Here is an 18,727-nt window from a genome sequence, read left to right as displayed (position 1 = left end):
GACAGCGCCTGTCAGTAAACTTTTAAGCATTTGTCATTAAATATCTGCTTGGTCAGGCCAACATTTTTCATAAGAGTGACCTGTCAGTAATTCAACGACCTGACGTGTTTCAAGAGTTACATCAGCTTTTGAGCCTCCTTCTTCAAGACGTTGTAATTCTGCTTTTAAAATATCATGATTGGCTCGATTAAGTTTAAAGGTGCGAGCTGCAATCAATGCGGCTGCTAACAAGCCAATTGGAACAAAGATGAAAATCAACATAATTCCGTGTTGAATACCTAATGGTGTATTTGCATGAGTCGTCATTGTTGTGGAATTAAATCCAATTTCTTCAAGAGCCCAACCAGCAATATATGTTGCAAGTGCCCCTGTTGATTTACGAAAGAAAGTCATAACAGAAGCATATACGCCCGCTTTATCGCCATGTGTAAAAATTCGGTCAACATCGGGTATAAAAGGGAAAACATTCCAAGGAGTAAATTCTAAAATTCCTCGTCCAAGTTGATAAATAATGGAAACAATCACAAGCATCCACATTGGATTATTAATCCCTGTCAAATAGATAACAAAATAACCTAACATGGCCACAATAATCGCCAAATAACTCAAAGTAAATAAATATTTCGGACCACGAGTGACCATTAATTTTACTGCGGCAATGATCGATAGAATACCAAATGCTGAGAGTGCTTGGAGAACCCACGGAGCATTGGCAGATGTTCCGGACAATCCAATCACGATAAAAGTTGGGAGCAGTGTAGAATAGAAATCTTTTCCTGTAAATGAGAGGAGATAAACCAATAAATGTTTTCTGAATGATTTATTTTTGAAAGTGCCAAAGTAATCTGTCACTGTTTTTTTCATAAATCCACTAAATCCAAGTCGGGGTTGAGCATCTAATTCTGCTAGAAATTCTGGAGTTAAAGGACGTTCCCAGCTTGCTCGCCATGAAGTGAAAATGGCAATGACAAAAATGACTGTCCAAGTAATTCCCGTATAAAGATAAGCATTAGGATTATTAAATGACTTAAGTACAGCTAAGGTAAAGAAGACAATAGCCGTTCCAGTTGCTGAAATAAACATTCGACTCCCTGAAAGAGTGGTCCGTTTTTTATAATCAGGCGTCATTTCCGTAGGCAAGGTTTCCCAAGGAATTAAAATCATGGAAATCGCTACCTCAATCGCAACATAAACCCAAAGATAATATTGCCAACTGCTAGTTGAAATCCAAAACATTGGAAATAAAATCGCAAATAATATTCCGCCAAGTGCAATAAAGAAATGACGTCGTCCATATTTTTGTCCTAATTTTGTTCTATAAAAACGGTCAGTAATTGCCCCAAAAAAGAGGGACCAGACGGCATCAATAATCCGACCAATTCCCAAAACTGCTCCTGTAAAAAGAGGACTAATTCCTTGTGAAAGAACAAAGACAAAGATGACTCCTGAAACAATGTTATTCCAGCCTCCGCCCATTAAATCAGTCAAACCGTAAAGAAGACCACGCCTTGTATTGATTGCTTTTGGGGTATAAACCCATGAAGTTTTTTGTTTTTCTGCCATTTTAAACAGATTCTCCTATTTTTGTATTTTTGTCAGTGAAAATTGACAAATTTTTCCATAAACTTTGTTAATTTGTGAACTTTGTGAAACGCTTACTCCAACGTTTTAATTTTAGCGGAGAGTATTCTCCGCACATTTTTTTCACAAAAAGTTCTTTAAAATAGATTTCTTCATATCATTTTTATTTACTGATTCGTTTTCTCAAGCGCCTCCCAAAGCCCATTAAGATAACTTGCTCCAAGTGCTCGGTCATATAAACCGTAGCCTGGGCGTCCTGTTTCTCCCCAAATCATTCGACCATGGTCTGGACGAATATAGCCATCAAAACCATTATCATACATGGCTTTCATTATTTTATACATATCAAGCGAACCATACTCCGACATATGAGGAGCTTCGTAAAAATCTTTTTTACCACTTGGCAAAAATTTAATATTCCGCACATGTGCAAAAGGAATTCGGTCTCTTTTGACAAATTCAGCCATAATTTCATAGACATTATTAGCTGGATCTTCAGCAATCGACCCCGTACAAAGCGTAATCGCGTTTGACGGACTATCTACAACATTACATATCCAATCTAAATCTTCCCGATTTTTCACCACCCGAGGAAGCCCAAACATAGGATAAGGAGGGTCATCAGGGTGAACCGCCATTTTAATCCCAACTTCTTCACATGTAGGAATGATTGCTTTTAGAAAATAAGCAAAATTTTCACGCAATTTATGCTCATCGACATTTTTGTATGCCTCAAAGAGTCCTCTGACTTCTGATAATCTTTCAGGTTCCCAACCTGGGAGTGAAAAGCCACCATCCGCTGCTTGAACGCGGTCAATTATCTCCTGAGGGTTTGCTGGAATATCTCTAGCAACAAAAGCCATAGTTTGTGAATTATCAGCTAAACGATAATCCAAATCTGATTTCAACCAGTCAAATACAGGCATAAAATTATAGCAAATCACTTCAATCCCAAACTCAGCAAGATTTCGAATCGTTTCTTTATAATTCTCAATATATTTATCACGAGTTGGCAAGCCAATTTTGATATCATCATGAATATTGACAGATTCAATTACTTTTAAAGTTAAACCTGCGGCTTCGATTTCTTCTTTAAGTGCTTTGATTCTCTCCTTTGGCCAAATTTCTCCCGCTGGAATGTCCATAATCATTCCAACGACTCCTTTAACACCTGGAACTTGGGCAATTTCAGAAAGTTTTATCTTATCTGCATTTGAACCAAACCAACGCATTGTCATTTCCATTTTTTTATTCCTTTATCTTATTTATATAAAATCAAATAGCGTGCTGTAGCTTCCCACCAAGCGGTAAGACCAGCTGAAAGTTGTACGTCAATGATTTCGTAATTTTGATTTTGCAAATCTGCCAAAACTTTATTTAAAGCTTGATTAAAAAGTTGGTCAGTTTTTTCTTTTCTCAATTTGGCAGAAATGGAAAACTGATAGCAGTATTTTTACTGACAGCTCAAAATTAAACATTCTGTCAGTAATTTTTTCCGTGTTCCTTTAGGACATTTTGTAGCGTATTAAGCACTGCTCCTTTGCCTTGAAGCATTTGCTCAAAGTAATTTTCAATCTTTTGAGCTAGTCCTGTTTGGTACATCTCATTTGGAAAAATTTGGTGATTAGATAAGATAGGTTTTAGGATTTCATGAATTTCTTGCTGACTACCATCTAATTTTACATCGGCAACAAAAGCTTGCAACTCTTCAAGAAGAGGGTCAGGACTTGGAGAGAAACTTTCTAACTCATCATTAATTCCGATTAAATAACGGCACCAAGCAGCAATGACTAATGGAATAAATTCCAATTCTTTAACAGAAAATCTTGGATTGGCAATATAGTGTCCAATTGTTACGCCATAGCGAACAGGAATTTTTTGTGACGTATCTGCCGCAATTCTCTGTGGTGTATCTGGAATATTTTTATTTGGTAAACGTTTAGTCAATAACTGGTCAATAAAATCTTTCGGATTGATAATTTTCGGATTCTTAACCACAGGTAAAGCCTCGCCATACCCCAAATTCTTAATGAGTGCTAACAAATCTGGATTGGCAACTTCTTCCCAAATTGAATGATAATCTAATAAACTTCCAAAAATAGCTAAGGCAGTATGCAAGGGATTCAAACAAGCTGTAACTTTCATCTGATCAGCATCATTGACTGTTTCACGATCAGTCAAGATAACTCCAGATTTTTCTAATGCCGGCCGGCCATTTGGGAAAGCATCTTCAATCACCAAATAATGAACTTCTTCCGTATTACCAAAAGGAGCAATATTTGTATGTTTTTGACTATGTAAAATTTCTGTATCCTCAAAACCATCAGCTGTCAGTAATTTTGCAACTTTTTCAGACGGATTGGGTGTAATTCGGTCAATCATTGACCAGGGGAAACTAACTTTTTTAGGATTGATAAGGTAATCATAAAAATCTTGTTCTACGATTTCATTTTCCACCCAAGCTTTAGCAATGGTCAAAATCGCTTCTTGTAACTTCAAACCATTCTCTGAAAAATTATCTGTGCTGACCATGGCAATCGGAAATTTACCAGCTTTAAATCTTGCATAAAGGAGATAAGTAACGGCCCCCATATTGGTTTTGGGCTTGCTTCTTCCTTGCATATCTTCAAGTGCCAAAGGCGTCAATTGGTCTTTTGAATCCCGTAGTGAATAACCTTTTTCTGTAATCGAAAAAGTTGTCAATTGCAAAGACGGATTTTCAAAGACTTTTGTTAAATGAGCCCAACCCTCGGTATTTTCTGCATTAAAATAAAAACTTTCAGCAACACTCGCAATCAATTCTTTGTCAAAAGTTCCATCTGATTTCATTGTCACTGACAGAAAACGATTATTATATGCCCGATAGATTTTATCAATTACCTCATCATCATAAGTTTCAGCCACAATAAGACCTGAGTTGAGTTCTCCTTGATTGAGTAAGTCTTGGGCGACAACCGCATGGAAACATCTAAAAAGATTTCCTCCACCAAAGTGGACCCAGACTGGATTATCAGCTGTTGACTCTATAACTTTGTCTTGATTAAAGTTAGGAATTTTAATTTTTGCTTTTTTAAATTCCTCACCCTTTATCAAATAATCATCAAGCAATTTAACCATTATTTCTCCTTTAAATCTCAAAAAGTGATATATCAGTTTTTCTTCTACGAAAACTAGTATATCACTTTTAAGAAACCGTTGTCAAGAATATATTAAAAAAAAGACATTATTTTAAAAGAATACCTTTATTATTTGACTTTACCGCCCCTCTGCTCTATAATTACAGAATGAATGAATTGAATTTTAATCTACAGAATCAGGCCTATAATCAAATTACAGGCAAAATTCTCAGGAATGAATATCGTCCTGGACAAAAAATTTCACAAAAAAATATCGAAATTGATTTGCAATTAGGCCGAACTCCTGTCAGAGAGGCACTTCTTCGTTTACGTCGTGATGGACTCATTTACAGCATCCCTCAATCAGGAACCTTCGTCACAAAAATTGATTTAGATGCTGCCATCAATGCTCGATTCATTCGAGAAAATTTAGAAGCCAAAATTGTTTCCGAAGCCGCGGCTTTAGAGAATAATAATCTTTTACTCAACCAAGCGCGTGATGCAATTGAACTTCAAGAACAATATGCTGCTAAAGCAGAATATCACAATTTTTTTAATGCCGATGAAGAATTTCATAAAACTTTTTATTTAATGACTAACCATGCCCAAGTCTGGGACTGGCTTCAAACCATTAATATTCAGTTCAATCGTTTCCGTTGGTTACGTCTTGCGATTTCTGATTTACCATGGAATACCTTGATTGAGCAACACAAGGAAATACTCACCGCTGTTGAAAATCATGATGGAGAACAAGCTGTCACAGCAGCTGCCAAACATTTGCACTTGATGTTTGACGAAGAAATGGCAGTTTTACAAGCTTTTCCTGAATACTTTGATAATTTACCCGAATAGAAAACTCTGACGGAATTCCGACAGAGTTTTTTATAAGTAACTCATTTATTTTACATTTTTAGAATCTGGAATTAAAAATGAAGTAAAGAAAGCAATAATAACAAGAATCAATCCTGTGACAATTCCAGAAATATAACCAGAACTACTTCCACCAACACTGGTATGTAAAAGCGTTGGCACTGCGTACAAAATAATGAAACTGATACCAGCTCCTAAATTAAACATTCCTGCATTTAAGCCCGGAAGATAACCTGGATTATCCTCTGGTGAAAGCACGATTCCCAGACCATTTAACATAATATTTGTTATTCCAGCATAGGTAATCCCAATGAAGGTAGATACCAACAATAAAAGCCAGATTGAAGGTTGTAGCACTCCAACAACGGCCAAACCAATACCGATAATCGTCGTTAAAAGTCCAACCCGAAGGACTTTTGTAAAGCCAAAGCGTGCAGCCAAGAATCCTGAAACAGGTCCAAAGAATAAGCCAGCAAGCGCATAAGGAGTAAGGGTAACAAGAGAAACCATATCTGCCCCAAGTCCCAAACCAAACTTACCATCTTGACCCAAAGCTGGAATAATACCATTCATAATTGCAAAGACACCAGTCATCGTTAGGAGAGTTGTAATTAATAACCCCCAAGTTCTTCTTTGTTTCAAATAATGAATAGGAACCATTGGATGATTCACTCGTTTTTCAACTTGCCAAAATCCAACAAAACAAATCAAACCTAAAAGAGCCAAGAGTGAAGCTAAAAGCCAATTAGGAAGTCCAAGATTTCCAAAACTTCCTTGCAAGGCATTCACCGCGCTCAAGAGCGCACCCATTGCCACTACTAAAAGAATGACTCCGCTCCAATCCATTTTTGGTGTATCTTTTGCAGTTGACTCTTGCGTTCCAAAACTTACTAAAAGAATAGCAAGTGCCGCAGTAATTCCCATAACAAAAAATACAGAACGAAATCCACCATGACTTACTAGCCAACCACCTGCTAATGCATCAACCCCAGCAATTCCACCATTGATTGAAGTGAGTATGGCCATTAATTTTGCATATCTCTTCTCATCACGCACTTTCACATGCAGAATAATTAAACAAAGCGGAACCACAGGGCCAGCAGCACCTTGTAAAATACGACCAATCATCAAAATCCCCACATTTGTAGCAAATCCTGAGATAAGACAACCAATCATTGTCAAAGTAAGCATTCCAATTAGAACTTTTTTTCGTCCAATCAAATCCGCCAAACGAGGCAAAAATAGAGCAAATAAGGCCGCAGCTGTAAAAAAGATGGTTTGTGTTAGTGCTATAGACGAAGCTGTCGTGTGTAATTGGGTCTGCATGGTAACCAAAGCAGGCGAGAGCATTGAAGCATTGAGCTGAAAAGCAAAGATTGCTACCAATAGGGCCACCATTAAAGCCACTATTGAACCCGCATTATCACTAGATTTTTGAGGAACAGTATTTTCTCCCATTTTTTCTCCTTTTTTTAGAGGATAAACTCTTTTTAGTTTTACAAACCTAAAAGAGCCCCAGCTATCTATTATATTATAAATTTTACTTTTTGCGAAGTTTAAAAATGTCATTTGGACAAATTTATATTTTTATTCATTATTCATCTTTATTTTTAAAAATAAAAAAACTCTGTCCTAGCGACAGAATTTATATTTTTATACTACCATTGATGTTGGTCAACATTATCTTTATCCACAAGATAGATTGGCGAATTTATCATATGTGCAATTTTTTTACCTTGATAATAATCATAGGTAGCTTGCAAAGCCATTTCACCAATTTTAGCTGGTTGTTGAGCAATCGTTGCGGTCATTGTCCCTGCTTTTATGGCATCATGTGTTTCAGACTCACCATCAATTCCAAAAATAGCTATTTTTTGTCCAGTGGCTTGCACAGCTTTAGCTGCTCCCAGTGCCATTTCATCATTTTGCGCAAAGATTGCTTGGACGTCTTTATGAGATTGGAGCATATTTTGAGTCGTATTTAAACCAGTTGTTCTGTCAAAATTAGCTGATTGACTGGATAATATATTTAAACCTAAGGTCTTAGCTTCACTATTAAACCCTTTACCACGGTCTATTGTTGCCGAAGCCCCTGGCGTTCCAGAAAGTTCCAGAACTTTTACGTTTTTCCCAACCAATTTTTCAACGGCTTGAGCCGCCATTTTCCCAGCTGCCACATTATCGGAGGCAACGGTTGTTAAAACTGTTCCACCATTTGATCCTCTATCCATTGCAATCACTGGGATATGGGCATTATTGGCTGCTTTAATGGCTGGAACAATGGCATCAGAATCTACAGGATTAATTAAAATCGCATCCACATTTTGGCTGATGAAATTTTGAACATTATTTAATTGTGTTGCAGAATCATTTTGGGCATCAGAAACCGTTAATTTTGTATTTTTTTCTTTGGCCATTGATTTAATCGCATTGTTCATTGAAACAAAATAAGGATTGTTTGTTGTCGAAATAGAAACACCAATATTTAATTCATTTGGTTTCTTATGCGTTACCTCTTCTACTTTTTCCTTTCCATCACGGCCTGGAATACCGGTATAAAGACTACATGCGGTCAAAGTTGAGACTGCTAAAGTAGCTACAAAAGCAAAAGTTAATTTTTTTACTAATTTCATGTTCAACTCTCCTATTTCCGTTTGCTACGAATGACATCGATAAGAACTGCAACGAGAATAACTAATCCTTGGATGACTTGTTGCCAAAAGGCTGACACACCAATTATATTTAAACCATTATTTAGAACACCAATGATTAATACCCCAATCATAGTTCCAAACATACGCCCTTTTCCTCCCATTAGAGAGGTTCCCCCAAGGACAACGGCAGCGATTGCATACATTTCGTAGCCAGAACCTGCTTGTGGCGTTGCTGATGACAAACGAGAACTGATGATTAAACCAGAAATTGCGGACATTGCTCCAGATAAAGTGTAAATGGCAATTTTTACTTTATTTAGTTTAATTCCTGAAATATAAGCAGCTTTTTCATTACCACCCAAAGCATAAACTGATTTACCAAAGGCTGTTTTATGAAGTAAAATCCATAAAACAATGAAAACAAGAATCATTAAAATAACAGGGAAAGGAATACCCAGTAAATAACCTTGTCCAATATAGGCTAAGAAATAGCCATCCATGTGTTTAGTAATTGGATTACCATCAGTAAAAACAAGGGTTGCTCCGCGGTAAACCATTTGAGTAGCTAAAGTTACAATGAAAGGGGCCAATTTCCCATAGGCAATAAGTGCACCATTGATCGCTCCAAGAAAAGCACCAATGATTAACGCACAGACTACTGCTAGCGGTAAAGGCATTCCTTGGGCTATAAAACCTGCGGACACTGCACTTGAAAGGGCTAAAATTGCGCCAACTGACAGGTCAATTCCTGAAGTTAGAATTACGAAGGTCATCCCAAAGGCAATAAATCCATTAGCCGTGACTTGTAAGAGTAAATTTAGCAAATTATTTGCCGTCATAAAGTTGGGATTGATACATGTAATGATAATCATCAAAACAATCAGAGCAATCATTGTCGTTAAAGAACTGAATTTTTGAGATAGAGCTTTCACACTTATTGTCCTCCTGTTGCGAGCTGCATCACATTTTCTTGTGTTGCTTCATTTTTGGCTAAAATTCCTGCTATTTCTCCTTCATGCATCACTGCAATTCGGTCTGCAACACCAAGAATTTCGGGTAAATCACTTGAAATCATAATAATTGGAACACCACGTTCAGCAAGTTCATTCATTAATTGATAAATTTCACGCTTGGCTCCCACGTCGACTCCTCGTGTTGGTTCATCTAAGATTAAAACTTTTGGCGCAATGCCAATCCATTTGGCAAGGACAACTTTTTGTTGATTTCCTCCAGATAGAGACCCAACTATTTGTTCTTCATCTGTCGCTTTAACATTAAGACGCTCAGAGAGTTGCTTAACAAAAGTTGTTGCTGTTTTATCATCAAAGAGGCCATGATGAATAAAATCCTTTGTACTCGGAAGAGTAATATTATCTTTTATTGAGAAATCAAGAACAAGTCCTTCATCTTTTCGGTCTTCTGTTAAAAAGCCAATTCCTTCTTTGATTGCTTGTGCCGGGTTATTGATAGTTAGACTCTTTCCATTAATTTTTATCGTGCCTGATTTTAGCTTATCAATTCCAAAAATTGCTCGCATGACCTCAGTTCTACCAGCTCCCATGAGTCCTGCAAATCCGAGAATTTCACCTGAACGAACTGAAAATGAAATATCTTTAAAAAATTCTGCCGATAAATGGTCGGCTTCAAATACAATTTCTCGAATTTCAGCATTTTTTGGGGGATAGTAATCTGTAATTGACCGACCAACCATTTTTCTAACTAATTCATCAACGTTGGTTTCTTTCGTCTTTTGCGTATCGATGACTAGACCATCACGCATGACAGTTACACAATCTGTGATTTTAAAAATTTCTTCCATTCGATGAGAAATATAAATAATTCCAACCCCTTGATTTTTTAGACCAGCAATAACTGAAAACAATCTTTCTGTTTCTCTTTCAGTCAATGCTGCTGTTGGTTCATCCATAATCAAAATTTTTAAATCAGACAAAAAACTTTTAGCTATTTCAACCATTTGTTGCTGACCAACTGATAAATTACCAATTTCTTTGTCTAAATCAATTTTTACTCCCAACTGTTCAAAAGCAAAATTTGCTTTTTTTCGCATGGCCTTCGTATCTAAAATACCAAATTTATTTTTTATCTCTCGTCCTAAAAAAAGATTCTCTAAGACTGTTAAATCAGGCCAAGTATTCATTTCCTGATGAATAAAACTAATTCCAAATCCTTCTGCTTCCTGAGGATTTTTAAAAATTTTCTTTTCACTGTCAATCTCAATTTCCCCACCAGAAGCTGGAAATAGACCAGTTAGAATATTCATCAAAGTAGATTTTCCAGCCCCATTTTCTCCCATTAAGGCATGAACTTCTCCTGAATTAATCGTTAAATCAATTGCTTCAAGAACTTTATTCGTTCCAAATGATTTAGAAATGTTCTTCATTTCTATTTTCAAAATTGACCTCCTCCTTTTTCACAAAGCGACACCTGATTGTAAAATAATATTTGAATAAGGCGTATTTTCTCCTGTTCTCACCACTGCTTTGACCTCATGATTCATTAATTTTAAGGTTTCATGACTGACAAAAACTATTTCAACATCTGCTGATAATTTTGTCAGTAAAATCGCTAACTGTTCAGGATTATTTTCTTTTATTTCCTCAGCAAGATAGACTTTTTCAACTAAAATATTTTCCAAATAGATGTCCAGCACTTCTTGAAAACTGGGTTTTCCTCTGGTCAGGGCTAAATCAATTTTTTTGACACCTGATGGTACTGGTAAGCCTAAATCTCCAATACAAACTTGGTCAGTATGGCCCAAATCGTCAGCAATTTTTGCTAATTCACTATTAAGTATTCCTTCTTTTTTCATAAATTTAACTCTCTTTCTTTTTTAGTAGAGATTAATTTCAAGTTCTTTTAATTTTGCTTTAACTTCTGATAGCTTTGGCATCCCGCCTTGTGCGCCAAATTTTTGAATAGATAAATGAGAAGCAACGACAGCTAATCTGATAGAATCACTAATTGATAAGTTCTCAGTCAAACCAAAGGCAAAGGCTCCGTTGAATGTATCTCCTGCACCAGTTGTATCTACAACTTTAGCTTTTATGGCAGGAATTTTTTGAAGAGTCTCTCCATCGTGGAAAATGACTCCTTCACTTCCTAAGGTGACAATCAGACGATTTGAATATTTTTTGAGAATTTCTTCAAGTGCTAAATTTGGAAAAAGTTCCTTACATTCGTGTTCATTCGGTGTGATATAATCAACAAAATCAATCATTTCCAAATCTGTTTTTCTTGCTGGAGCTGGATTATAAAGAACATTTATCGCATTTTCTTTACAGAATTTAGCAATCGCTAGATTTGTTTCATGTGGAATTTCATTTTGTAGAATAACAAGTTGGCTTTCTTTAATTTTCTCCCAAAGGTCTGCTAGATAACTTGGTAGAACTTCATTATTAGCACCTGGAATAATAATAATACGATTATCGTCATCATAGAGAGTAATTTGAGCAATTCCTGTTGTTTGTGGTACCGTTCCCACATTTTCAAAAAGAACTGCATTTTCTTTGAAGTTTTGCAAAATACTCTCACCAAAAGCATCCTTGCCTACTGCTCCAATCATACTTACTTCATTGGGAGAAAGTCTGGCAAAAGCAACGGCTTGGTTCGCTCCTTTTCCACCGGGAACCATAGCGAAATCTTCACCAAATACTGTTTCTCCAGCATTCGGCACTCGGTTAGTCCTTGTGACTAAATCCATTGAAATACTTCCTATAACACTTACTTTTGTCATTAATTTTTCCTCATTCTTTTCTCTTTTGACGAATTGTTTCACGCGCTACATAATGAACAGGGAGTTCAATTTTAGACTTCTCAATTGCTTGATCAGTCGCGATTTTATAAATAAGTTGAGCAGCTTCAAGCCCCATCTGATAAGCAGATTGATGAATGGTTGAGAGTGCTGGATAAATGAATTGGCTCATTTGAATATCGTCATAACCAATAATTTGAATATCCTCAGGAATTTTCTTATTTAAACGATGAATTTCGTGGATATAAGCCATAGCATGAATATCCGATGGTGCAATAATACTATCAAAGTTTTCTTCATTGGCAAGCACTTCTCTCGCCTCTTTCTGAATTTCTTCAAAATCATAACTTTGACTGTAAAAAGCTTTAAAATCAACTTGTTTTTCTTTTAAATAAGCAATACTTGCTTTAAAACGATTATTGATATTTGTGGCATTCAAAGGACCGCTGACTACAGCAACTTTTTTTGCTCCTGCTGTTACAATCACTTTTGCTGCTAATCGTCCACCTGACTCATTGTCCGAAAAAACACCATAGTTACTTTTATGGCCTACTCGGTCCACGATTACAGTTGGAATATCCAAATCAGGAAAGTCTTCTTTAAAATCATGGGTTGAAATGATGCCAGCAGCATTACTTTGAATCAAAACTTTCAAATAATCTTGCTCAGATTGATTCTTTTCACCAATATTTCCGAGCATCACACGATAACCTTTTTCTTTTAAAAATTCCTCTGCTCCTTTGGCTAGCATTGGGAAAAAAGGATTGGAGATATCTGGCAATAATAGTCCAACAAGCTGGTTCTTTTTAGTTTTTAAAGATTGGGCAGAAAGATTGGGTCTGAAATTTAGTTTTTTAATTGCTCGTTCAATTTTTTCTCTGGCTTCATCACTTACATAGCCATTCTGAGCAATAAAACGTGAAACAGTGGACTTTGAAACTCCTGCTTCAAGCGCAACTTGCTTGATTGTTGTCATTACTTCCTCCTTTCACGTGTGGGAACGTTCTCATATTTACATTTATAATTGTATCCGTTTTCATTAAATTTGTCAATCCTTTTTATATTTCGTTTTAATAACAAAAAAACCTACTTTTTAGTAGGCTTTCTTATTAATCAAAGACACGCTCAAAAATTTCATCGACTCTTGTTAAATGATAATTGTAATCAAAAGCTTTATCAATATCTTCATCATTCAAATACTGACGAATTTGTTCATTTTCTTCAAGCAATGGTCTAAACATCACTTGTTCATCCCAAGATTTTGCAGTCAAAGGTTGAACTAAATCGTAAGCTGCTTCACGCGTCATTCCCTTTTCAATCAACATTAACATGACATGTTGGCTGTAAATCAAGCCAAAAGTCGCATCCATATTTCGCTTCATATTTTCTGGGAAAACAGTCAAATTTTTAACGATATTCCCAAAACGATTCAACATATAATCCAATAATTCTGTTGTATCAGGTGCAATGATACGTTCAGCAGAACTGTGTGAAATGTCACGTTCATGCCAAAGACTAACATCTTCAAGAGCTGTAATTGCATGTCCACGAATGACGCGGGCTAAACCTGTCATATTTTCAGAACCAATTGGGTTACGTTTGTGTGGCATTGCTGACGAGCCTTTTTGACCTTTAGCAAAGAATTCTTCAACTTCACGTTGTTCAGATTTTTGTAATCCACGGATTTCTGTGGCCATGCGTTCAATTGATGTCGCAATGAGCGCCAACGTTTGGAAGTATTCTGCATGTAAATCACGTGGTAAGACTTGTGTTGAAATCTCTTGCGGACGAGTCCCTAATTTTTCACAAACATAGGCTTCTACAAATGGAGGAATATTAGCAAAAGTTCCAACAGCACCAGAAATTTTCCCAGCTTCAACAGCTTTTGCAGCACGTTCAAAACGTTCAATATTTCGTTTCATTTCGCTGTACCAAGTCGCTAATTTCAAGCCAAAAGTTGTTGGTTCAGCGTGAACGCCGTGAGTTCGACCCATCATTACTGTGTATTTATGCTCTAAAGCTTTATTTTTAACAATTTCTGCAAAGTTTTTTAGATCATTGCGCAAAATATCATTAGCTTGTTTATAAAGATAACCATAAGCTGTATCAACGACATCTGTTGATGTCAGACCATAATGAACCCATTTGCGTTCTTCACCCAATGATTCACTGACAGAACGTGTGAAAGCTACCACATCATGACGTGTTTCTTTTTCAATTTCAAGAATACGTTCAACATTAAAAGTTGCATTTTCGCGAATTTTTTTCACATCTGCTGCTGGGATTTCCCCAAGCTCTGCCCATGCTTCATCTGCAAGAATTTCGACTTCAAGCCATGCTTTATACTTGTTTTCTTCTGACCAAATCTCTGCCATTTCTGGACGTGAATAACGGCTAATAACCACTTTTTTCTCCTTTTTTACTGACAGAATAGCTGTCAGTAAATTAATCCTATTTTTAATTTCTAATGAACAAAGCGTCCTTTTTCATTATCTATTATAACATTTTCACTTATAAAGCTTTTGGTCCATTCTACTTGTCCTAATAAAAGTAAAAAAATTATCTGTCATAACCGAACAATATCTCTGATTATATCATTCTCTATTTTTCTAAGATATCCAAAATATACTCTGTTTCTTTGAGAGAAATTTGCCCAGGCGCACTAGAATTTTCTAAACTTGCAAAAGTCCAGCAAGAGCCAGTCAAATAGCCAGAAATTCTTGAAAGTCGTCCTAAGTCACCCATTGCCATGCTGATAAAATGATCACCGTATTCTAAAGTCATATCACGAGTGATTTGTAATAAATCAAGAACATCACATTCACGTTCTGGCATCACAGCAACTTTAACAAAGGCAGTTCCTTCTTCGTGCATTTTAATCAACCGATTGGTTAAATCGGACGGAACTTCATCAAAATTATGATAAGAAAGCACCATTTTATCCCGAAAATCTTTCAAAGCGGCAAATGAAGGGCCATGCGTAAAGAATTCGACATCGATATATGCGGGATTGTAAGTCAAAATTTCTTTTAAAATCTGTAAATATTTTTTTTCAGAAACTTGAATATTTCCGCCTTCTCTGACTGTTCTTAAAGTAAATAAAATCTTACTTTCTTTAAATTTTTCAAAGAATTTAGGAGCCATCTCTAAAATTTCATCTGCTGACAAAAAATCGGCACGCCATTCAACAATATCTGCTGTTCGATAATCACTGACAGAAACTTTCTCAAGCTCTGCTAACTCTGTCAGCATGATTGGAACAACAATTTTTGTTTTTCTCATAAACTTCTCCTTACATTTTCATAAATGTTTTACCTTATTCTAGCATATTTTCGCAAAAAGAAAAAAGGAAACAGCGTTTCCTTTTACGTTTTTTTACTGGGGTAGCTGGATTCGAACCAACGCATGAGGGAGTCAAAGTCCCTTGCCTTACCGCTTGGCTATACCCCAAGATTGCTTTATGACGACAAGAAATATTTTAACAAATTATCTTATTAATTTCAAGTTATAACTTAGAAATTTCAAATCAATCACAAATAAATCTTTAAATCGAAAGATTATAAGCCATAATTGCTTCTTCAAGAGCTGCTTCAAAAGAAGTCACTGTAGCAATTTCTTTACCTGAAAAAACAATGACAAAATTTCCTGATTTTTCTTTAATTTCGGCGATTGTTTTTTTTCCACTTTTAATGACAGCTCCGTCAGCTGTATCAATAATTTCAAGTTCAGTATCTTTTTTCTTTGACATATTAAACTCCTCAAAATTTGAAAAGTCTTTTTGACCTTCCAAATCCCTATTTTCTTTGAAATTTTTCTTTCTCAATCATATCATTTTAAAAGCCTTTTGTCACGCTCATTTTAATGACAGACTTGTCAGTATGTACCATGCTTTCACTCTCTTTTACTGACAGAACTTTTCACTAGAATTGAATATAAAAAAATACTGACAGACTTTATTTCAAGAAGAAAAAAGTTCTGTCAGTAATTTTTATTATGATAATTCAGCAATAACGGCTTTAAGTTGTGCTTTTGTTTGAACACCAACAATGCGTTTTACTTCTTCACCATCTTTTTTGAACATCAATGTTGGGATAGACATAATGCCAAATCCTTGGGCTGTTGCTGGGTTTTCATCAACATCCATTTTGCAAATCTTAAGTTCTGATTCGTCAAGTTCTTCTGAAAGTTGTTCCAAAATTGGCGCTTGCATGCGACATGGACCACACCAAGTTGCCCAAAAGTCAATTAAAACAAGCCCTTCTTTTGTTTCTTCATCAAACGTTGCATCAGTAATATTATATTCCATTTTATCTCCTTCATTGAAATAATTTTCTTCAGTAAGACTATTCTAGTGTAATTCACTTAAAATTTCAAGAAAATAGATTTTGAGAAATTTATTATTTTACTTCAAAATAGCAATCGTTGCTCCAGAGCCACCAGCATTAATTGGTGCATATTCATAAGATTTAATATGACGGTGTTTTTGAAGTTTTTTCTGTACCATTTCTCGAATAACACCCGTTCCAATCCCATGAACAATCGTAATTTGAATCAAATTTGCAAGTAGAGCTTGGTCAATATAATTATCCAATTCCAGTTCTGCTTCTTCATAACGCATCCCGCGTAAATCAAGTTGAGCTTTGACTTTAGAAGTCACCTTCTTGCTGACATTTTTAGTTTTGGCTTGAATTTGTTCTGGACTTTCAATCACTTCAAATTCATCTTCATTTAAACGAGTCGTGATTGAACCCATCTGAACCGTCCAACGTCCATCTTTTTCTAAACGAATCAATTTACCACGCTGACCATAAGAAGTGACATTAACTTCAGCCCCTTGCTTAAGTCCTCTTTGTGCTTTCGCTTTTTTCAAAACCTTATTTTTAGAAAAATCAATGGTTGGAGCCAAACCTTCAAGTTCTTTTCTAGCAGCAATAATTTCATGTGGTTTCAACGCTGCTTTATCATTGAGATTCTTCAAAATTTCTTGCGCTTCAAGACTCGCTTTTTTAACTACTTCTTGAGCTTCTTTTTGTGCTTTTTCTAATTCAAACTCGCGCTCGCGATTAATTTGATTATAGACTTTCGTCAAATCTTTATGTAAACTTTGATTTTCTCGTTCAATTTTTTTAATATTTCTTGAACTTTCAATCACTTCACGCGTTTTTTCTTCCAACTTTTCAATCATCTGATTGACATCATGCTCACTGTCAGAAATTTGTTGACTGGCTACTGAAATAATGGTTTCTGGCAAACCTAATCTTCTAGAAATCTCCAAGGCATTTGAACGCCCAGGCACTCCCAGTTGCAAATGATAAGTGGGTTGCATTTTATCAATGTTAAATTCCATACTTGCATTGATTACTCGTTGCGTTTCGACCCCATAAGCTTTTAACTCAGGATAATGAGTACTTGCCATGGTTTTCACATTTCGTTCACGTAAATTTTCCAGTATGGCAATAGCAAGAGCCGCTCCTTCTTTTGGATCAGTTCCTGCCCCAAGTTCATCAAACAAGACCAAACTATTTTCATCTGCTTGAGCTAAAATATGAACAATATTAGTCATATGACTTGAGAAAGTTGATAAACTTTGCTCAATGGATTGCTCATCACCGATATCGGCAAAAATATCATCAAAAAGATGAATTCGACTGCCATCAGCGGCTAAAATTGGCAGACCTGATTGAGCCAATATTGTCAACAAACCAACTGTTTTCAAAGTAATGGTCTTCCCACCCGTATTTGGACCGGTAATAACAATCGTATTGAGCCCTGCATCAAATTTAATATCATTTGTCACAACTATTTTTGCTTCAATCAAAGGATGGCGAGCTGCAAAAAGGGTAATATCTTTATCGGTTGTTAATTCTGGAAGTGTCGCTTTATTCGCTGCTAAATAAAGATACTTGGCACGAACAAAATCAATATGACCAATCAGCCAAGCATTTTGTCTTATATCAAAGCTATAAGGTTTTAATTGACTAGCAAGCTCACGATAAATTCTTGTGATTTCTTGGCGTTCTTCAATTCTCTTTTGATTAAGTTTATTATTTAATGAAACAACCGCATTTGGTTCAATATAAAGCGTTTGACCTGAAGCAGACATATCATGAACTACACCAGCAATTTTATTTTTGTTTTCTGCTTTTACAGGAAGCACTTGTCGGTCATTTCGGATAGTGATGACATTTTCACTCAAAGATGAGAGATTTTTGGTCAGCATTTCCTGCATGATTTTCCGAATTTCTGATTGATGACTCTTGATTGAAGCACGGATATGCATCAATTCGAGACTGGCATTATCATAAAGACTTCCCGCATTATCAAAAATTTCTAATTTTTTGACTAATGCTGATAAATCAACCAATTTTTCCAAAGTAATAGCTAGTGAAGGTGTTTCAACATTTTCAGCTTCATCAAAAAAGCGTTGAATATTAATCCCTAATTGAATCACTTTTTTTATTTCAACGAATTCCTTGCCTGAAAGACTGGCTTCAAGCTCTAGACGTCTGAGTATTTCTGTTAAATCATTTGTTTTTCCTAAATTTAATAGGCCATTTTCTTGGGTCAATAAGCGAAAATCAGCAACTTCATCAAAAAGGAGCTGAATTTTTTCCTTATCTGTCAAAGGTTTTAAATCTTTTAATTCTTGTTGACCCTGCGCTGTCGTCAAAGCATTCATAAACTGTTCTTTGACTTTATCATATTCCAATATTTGGAGAATTTTTTTATTCATT

At 35.8% G+C, this 18,727-nt stretch carries 17 protein-coding genes and 1 tRNA gene; 1 reads left to right on the top strand and 17 read right to left on the bottom strand.

Annotated elements, in window-relative coordinates; all coding sequences use genetic code 11:
* Window positions 1–36: 36 nt before the first annotated feature.
* The 4 genes from MHB61_RS01070 to MHB61_RS01055 form a co-directional block, all read right to left on the bottom strand.
* Complete coding sequence (locus MHB61_RS01070; RefSeq protein WP_021214416.1) at window positions 37–1,563, bottom strand: MFS transporter; 1,527 nt, start codon at window positions 1,561–1,563, stop codon at window positions 37–39.
* 185 nt (window positions 1,564–1,748) lie between these two features.
* Window positions 1,749–2,825 carry a mannonate dehydratase gene (uxuA, locus tag MHB61_RS01065; RefSeq protein WP_003129427.1) on the bottom strand — a complete coding sequence of 359 codons (1,077 nt, stop codon included), beginning with the start codon at window positions 2,823–2,825 and terminating at the stop codon, window positions 1,749–1,751.
* A gap of 17 nt (window positions 2,826–2,842) precedes the next feature.
* A complete protein-coding gene (locus MHB61_RS01060; RefSeq protein ID WP_003129428.1) occupies window positions 2,843–3,001 on the bottom strand; it encodes a hypothetical protein in 159 nt (52 codons plus the stop codon).
* A 62-nt stretch (window positions 3,002–3,063) separates the two neighbouring features.
* On the bottom strand, window positions 3,064–4,698 hold the full coding sequence (locus tag MHB61_RS01055) for a mannitol dehydrogenase family protein (RefSeq protein ID WP_003129429.1): 1,635 nt from the start codon (window positions 4,696–4,698) through the stop codon (window positions 3,064–3,066).
* Between the two features lie 167 nt (window positions 4,699–4,865).
* Here MHB61_RS01055 and MHB61_RS01050 point away from each other — a divergent pair, with 167 nt between their 5' ends.
* Window positions 4,866–5,549 carry a GntR family transcriptional regulator gene (locus MHB61_RS01050; RefSeq protein WP_003129430.1) on the top strand — a complete coding sequence of 228 codons (684 nt, stop codon included), beginning with the start codon at window positions 4,866–4,868 and terminating at the stop codon, window positions 5,547–5,549.
* 45 nt (window positions 5,550–5,594) lie between these two features.
* Here MHB61_RS01050 and uriT read toward each other — a convergent pair whose 3' ends face one another.
* The 13 genes from uriT to MHB61_RS00985 all read right to left on the bottom strand — a co-directional run bounded on the left by uriT (window position 5,595) and on the right by MHB61_RS00985 (window position 18,726).
* Window positions 5,595–7,025 carry a uridine transporter UriT gene (gene uriT, locus MHB61_RS01045; protein WP_010906068.1) on the bottom strand — a complete coding sequence of 477 codons (1,431 nt, stop codon included), beginning with the start codon at window positions 7,023–7,025 and terminating at the stop codon, window positions 5,595–5,597.
* A 200-nt stretch (window positions 7,026–7,225) separates the two neighbouring features.
* Window positions 7,226–8,200 carry a substrate-binding domain-containing protein gene (locus tag MHB61_RS01040; protein WP_003129432.1) on the bottom strand — a complete coding sequence of 325 codons (975 nt, stop codon included), beginning with the start codon at window positions 8,198–8,200 and terminating at the stop codon, window positions 7,226–7,228.
* An 11-nt stretch (window positions 8,201–8,211) separates the two neighbouring features.
* Window positions 8,212–9,114: an ABC transporter permease gene (locus MHB61_RS01035; RefSeq protein ID WP_003129433.1), complete on the bottom strand. Its 903-nt coding sequence runs from the start codon at window positions 9,112–9,114 to the stop codon at window positions 8,212–8,214.
* 41 nt (window positions 9,115–9,155) lie between these two features.
* Complete coding sequence (locus MHB61_RS01030; protein ID WP_014570666.1) at window positions 9,156–10,634, bottom strand: sugar ABC transporter ATP-binding protein; 1,479 nt, start codon at window positions 10,632–10,634, stop codon at window positions 9,156–9,158.
* Window positions 10,635–10,652: 18 nt separating this feature from the next.
* Window positions 10,653–11,051 carry a D-ribose pyranase gene (gene rbsD / locus MHB61_RS01025; RefSeq protein ID WP_003129436.1) on the bottom strand — a complete coding sequence of 133 codons (399 nt, stop codon included), beginning with the start codon at window positions 11,049–11,051 and terminating at the stop codon, window positions 10,653–10,655.
* A gap of 21 nt (window positions 11,052–11,072) precedes the next feature.
* The gene (rbsK, locus tag MHB61_RS01020) at window positions 11,073–11,975 is read right to left on the bottom strand and encodes a ribokinase (protein ID WP_137016684.1); all 903 of its coding nucleotides are present in this window, start codon (window positions 11,973–11,975) and stop codon (window positions 11,073–11,075) included.
* Between the two features lie 10 nt (window positions 11,976–11,985).
* On the bottom strand, window positions 11,986–12,969 hold the full coding sequence (locus MHB61_RS01015) for a LacI family DNA-binding transcriptional regulator (RefSeq protein WP_003129438.1): 984 nt from the start codon (window positions 12,967–12,969) through the stop codon (window positions 11,986–11,988).
* Window positions 12,970–13,102: 133 nt separating this feature from the next.
* The gene (gene purB / locus MHB61_RS01010; RefSeq protein ID WP_003129439.1) at window positions 13,103–14,398 is read right to left on the bottom strand and encodes an adenylosuccinate lyase; all 1,296 of its coding nucleotides are present in this window, start codon (window positions 14,396–14,398) and stop codon (window positions 13,103–13,105) included.
* 196 nt (window positions 14,399–14,594) lie between these two features.
* Window positions 14,595–15,275 (bottom strand): type I 3-dehydroquinate dehydratase, encoded by a 681-nt coding sequence (aroD, locus tag MHB61_RS01005; protein WP_003129440.1) that lies wholly within the window; start codon window positions 15,273–15,275, stop codon window positions 14,595–14,597.
* A 96-nt stretch (window positions 15,276–15,371) separates the two neighbouring features.
* Window positions 15,372–15,443: transfer RNA gene (locus MHB61_RS01000), tRNA-Gln, on the bottom strand.
* Between the two features lie 94 nt (window positions 15,444–15,537).
* A complete protein-coding gene (locus MHB61_RS00995; RefSeq protein ID WP_010906074.1) occupies window positions 15,538–15,741 on the bottom strand; it encodes a DUF2969 domain-containing protein in 204 nt (67 codons plus the stop codon).
* Window positions 15,742–15,984: 243 nt separating this feature from the next.
* Window positions 15,985–16,299, bottom strand: coding sequence for a thioredoxin (gene trxA, locus MHB61_RS00990; RefSeq protein ID WP_003129442.1), 315 nt, complete (start codon window positions 16,297–16,299; stop codon window positions 15,985–15,987).
* A gap of 96 nt (window positions 16,300–16,395) precedes the next feature.
* A complete protein-coding gene (locus MHB61_RS00985; protein ID WP_003129443.1) occupies window positions 16,396–18,726 on the bottom strand; it encodes an endonuclease MutS2 in 2,331 nt (776 codons plus the stop codon).
* Window position 18,727: the final 1 nt, after the last annotated feature.

This window comes from Lactococcus sp. FSL K6-0773 (assembly GCF_038006485.1).
GTDB lineage: Bacteria > Bacillota > Bacilli > Lactobacillales > Streptococcaceae > Lactococcus > Lactococcus lactis.
Note: the sequence above shows the minus strand (reverse complement) of the source record. Positions and strands in the feature narration are given on the sequence as shown.

Excerpts from the sequence above, each read along its gene's own strand:
- MHB61_RS01070 (WP_021214416.1), bottom strand. The coding sequence starts at position 1,563 with ATGGCAGAAAAACAAAAAACTTCATGGGTTTATACCCCAAAAGCAATC.
- uxuA (WP_003129427.1), bottom strand. The coding sequence starts at position 2,825 with ATGGAAATGACAATGCGTTGGTTTGGTTCAAATGCAGATAAGATAAAA.
- MHB61_RS01055 (WP_003129429.1), bottom strand. The coding sequence starts at position 4,698 with ATGGTTAAATTGCTTGATGATTATTTGATAAAGGGTGAGGAATTTAAA.
- MHB61_RS01050 (WP_003129430.1), top strand. The coding sequence starts at position 4,866 with ATGAATGAATTGAATTTTAATCTACAGAATCAGGCCTATAATCAAATT.
- uriT (WP_010906068.1), bottom strand. The coding sequence starts at position 7,025 with ATGGGAGAAAATACTGTTCCTCAAAAATCTAGTGATAATGCGGGTTCA.
- MHB61_RS01040 (WP_003129432.1), bottom strand. The coding sequence starts at position 8,200 with ATGAAATTAGTAAAAAAATTAACTTTTGCTTTTGTAGCTACTTTAGCA.
- MHB61_RS01035 (WP_003129433.1), bottom strand. The coding sequence starts at position 9,114 with ATGATTGCTCTGATTGTTTTGATGATTATCATTACATGTATCAATCCC.
- rbsD (WP_003129436.1), bottom strand. The coding sequence starts at position 11,051 with ATGAAAAAAGAAGGAATACTTAATAGTGAATTAGCAAAAATTGCTGAC.
- rbsK (WP_137016684.1), bottom strand. The coding sequence starts at position 11,975 with ATGACAAAAGTAAGTGTTATAGGAAGTATTTCAATGGATTTAGTCACA.
- MHB61_RS01015 (WP_003129438.1), bottom strand. The coding sequence starts at position 12,969 with ATGACAACAATCAAGCAAGTTGCGCTTGAAGCAGGAGTTTCAAAGTCC.
- aroD (WP_003129440.1), bottom strand. The coding sequence starts at position 15,275 with ATGAGAAAAACAAAAATTGTTGTTCCAATCATGCTGACAGAGTTAGCA.
- MHB61_RS00995 (WP_010906074.1), bottom strand. The coding sequence starts at position 15,741 with ATGTCAAAGAAAAAAGATACTGAACTTGAAATTATTGATACAGCTGAC.
- trxA (WP_003129442.1), bottom strand. The coding sequence starts at position 16,299 with ATGGAATATAATATTACTGATGCAACGTTTGATGAAGAAACAAAAGAA.
- MHB61_RS00985 (WP_003129443.1), bottom strand. The coding sequence starts at position 18,726 with ATGAATAAAAAAATTCTCCAAATATTGGAATATGATAAAGTCAAAGAA.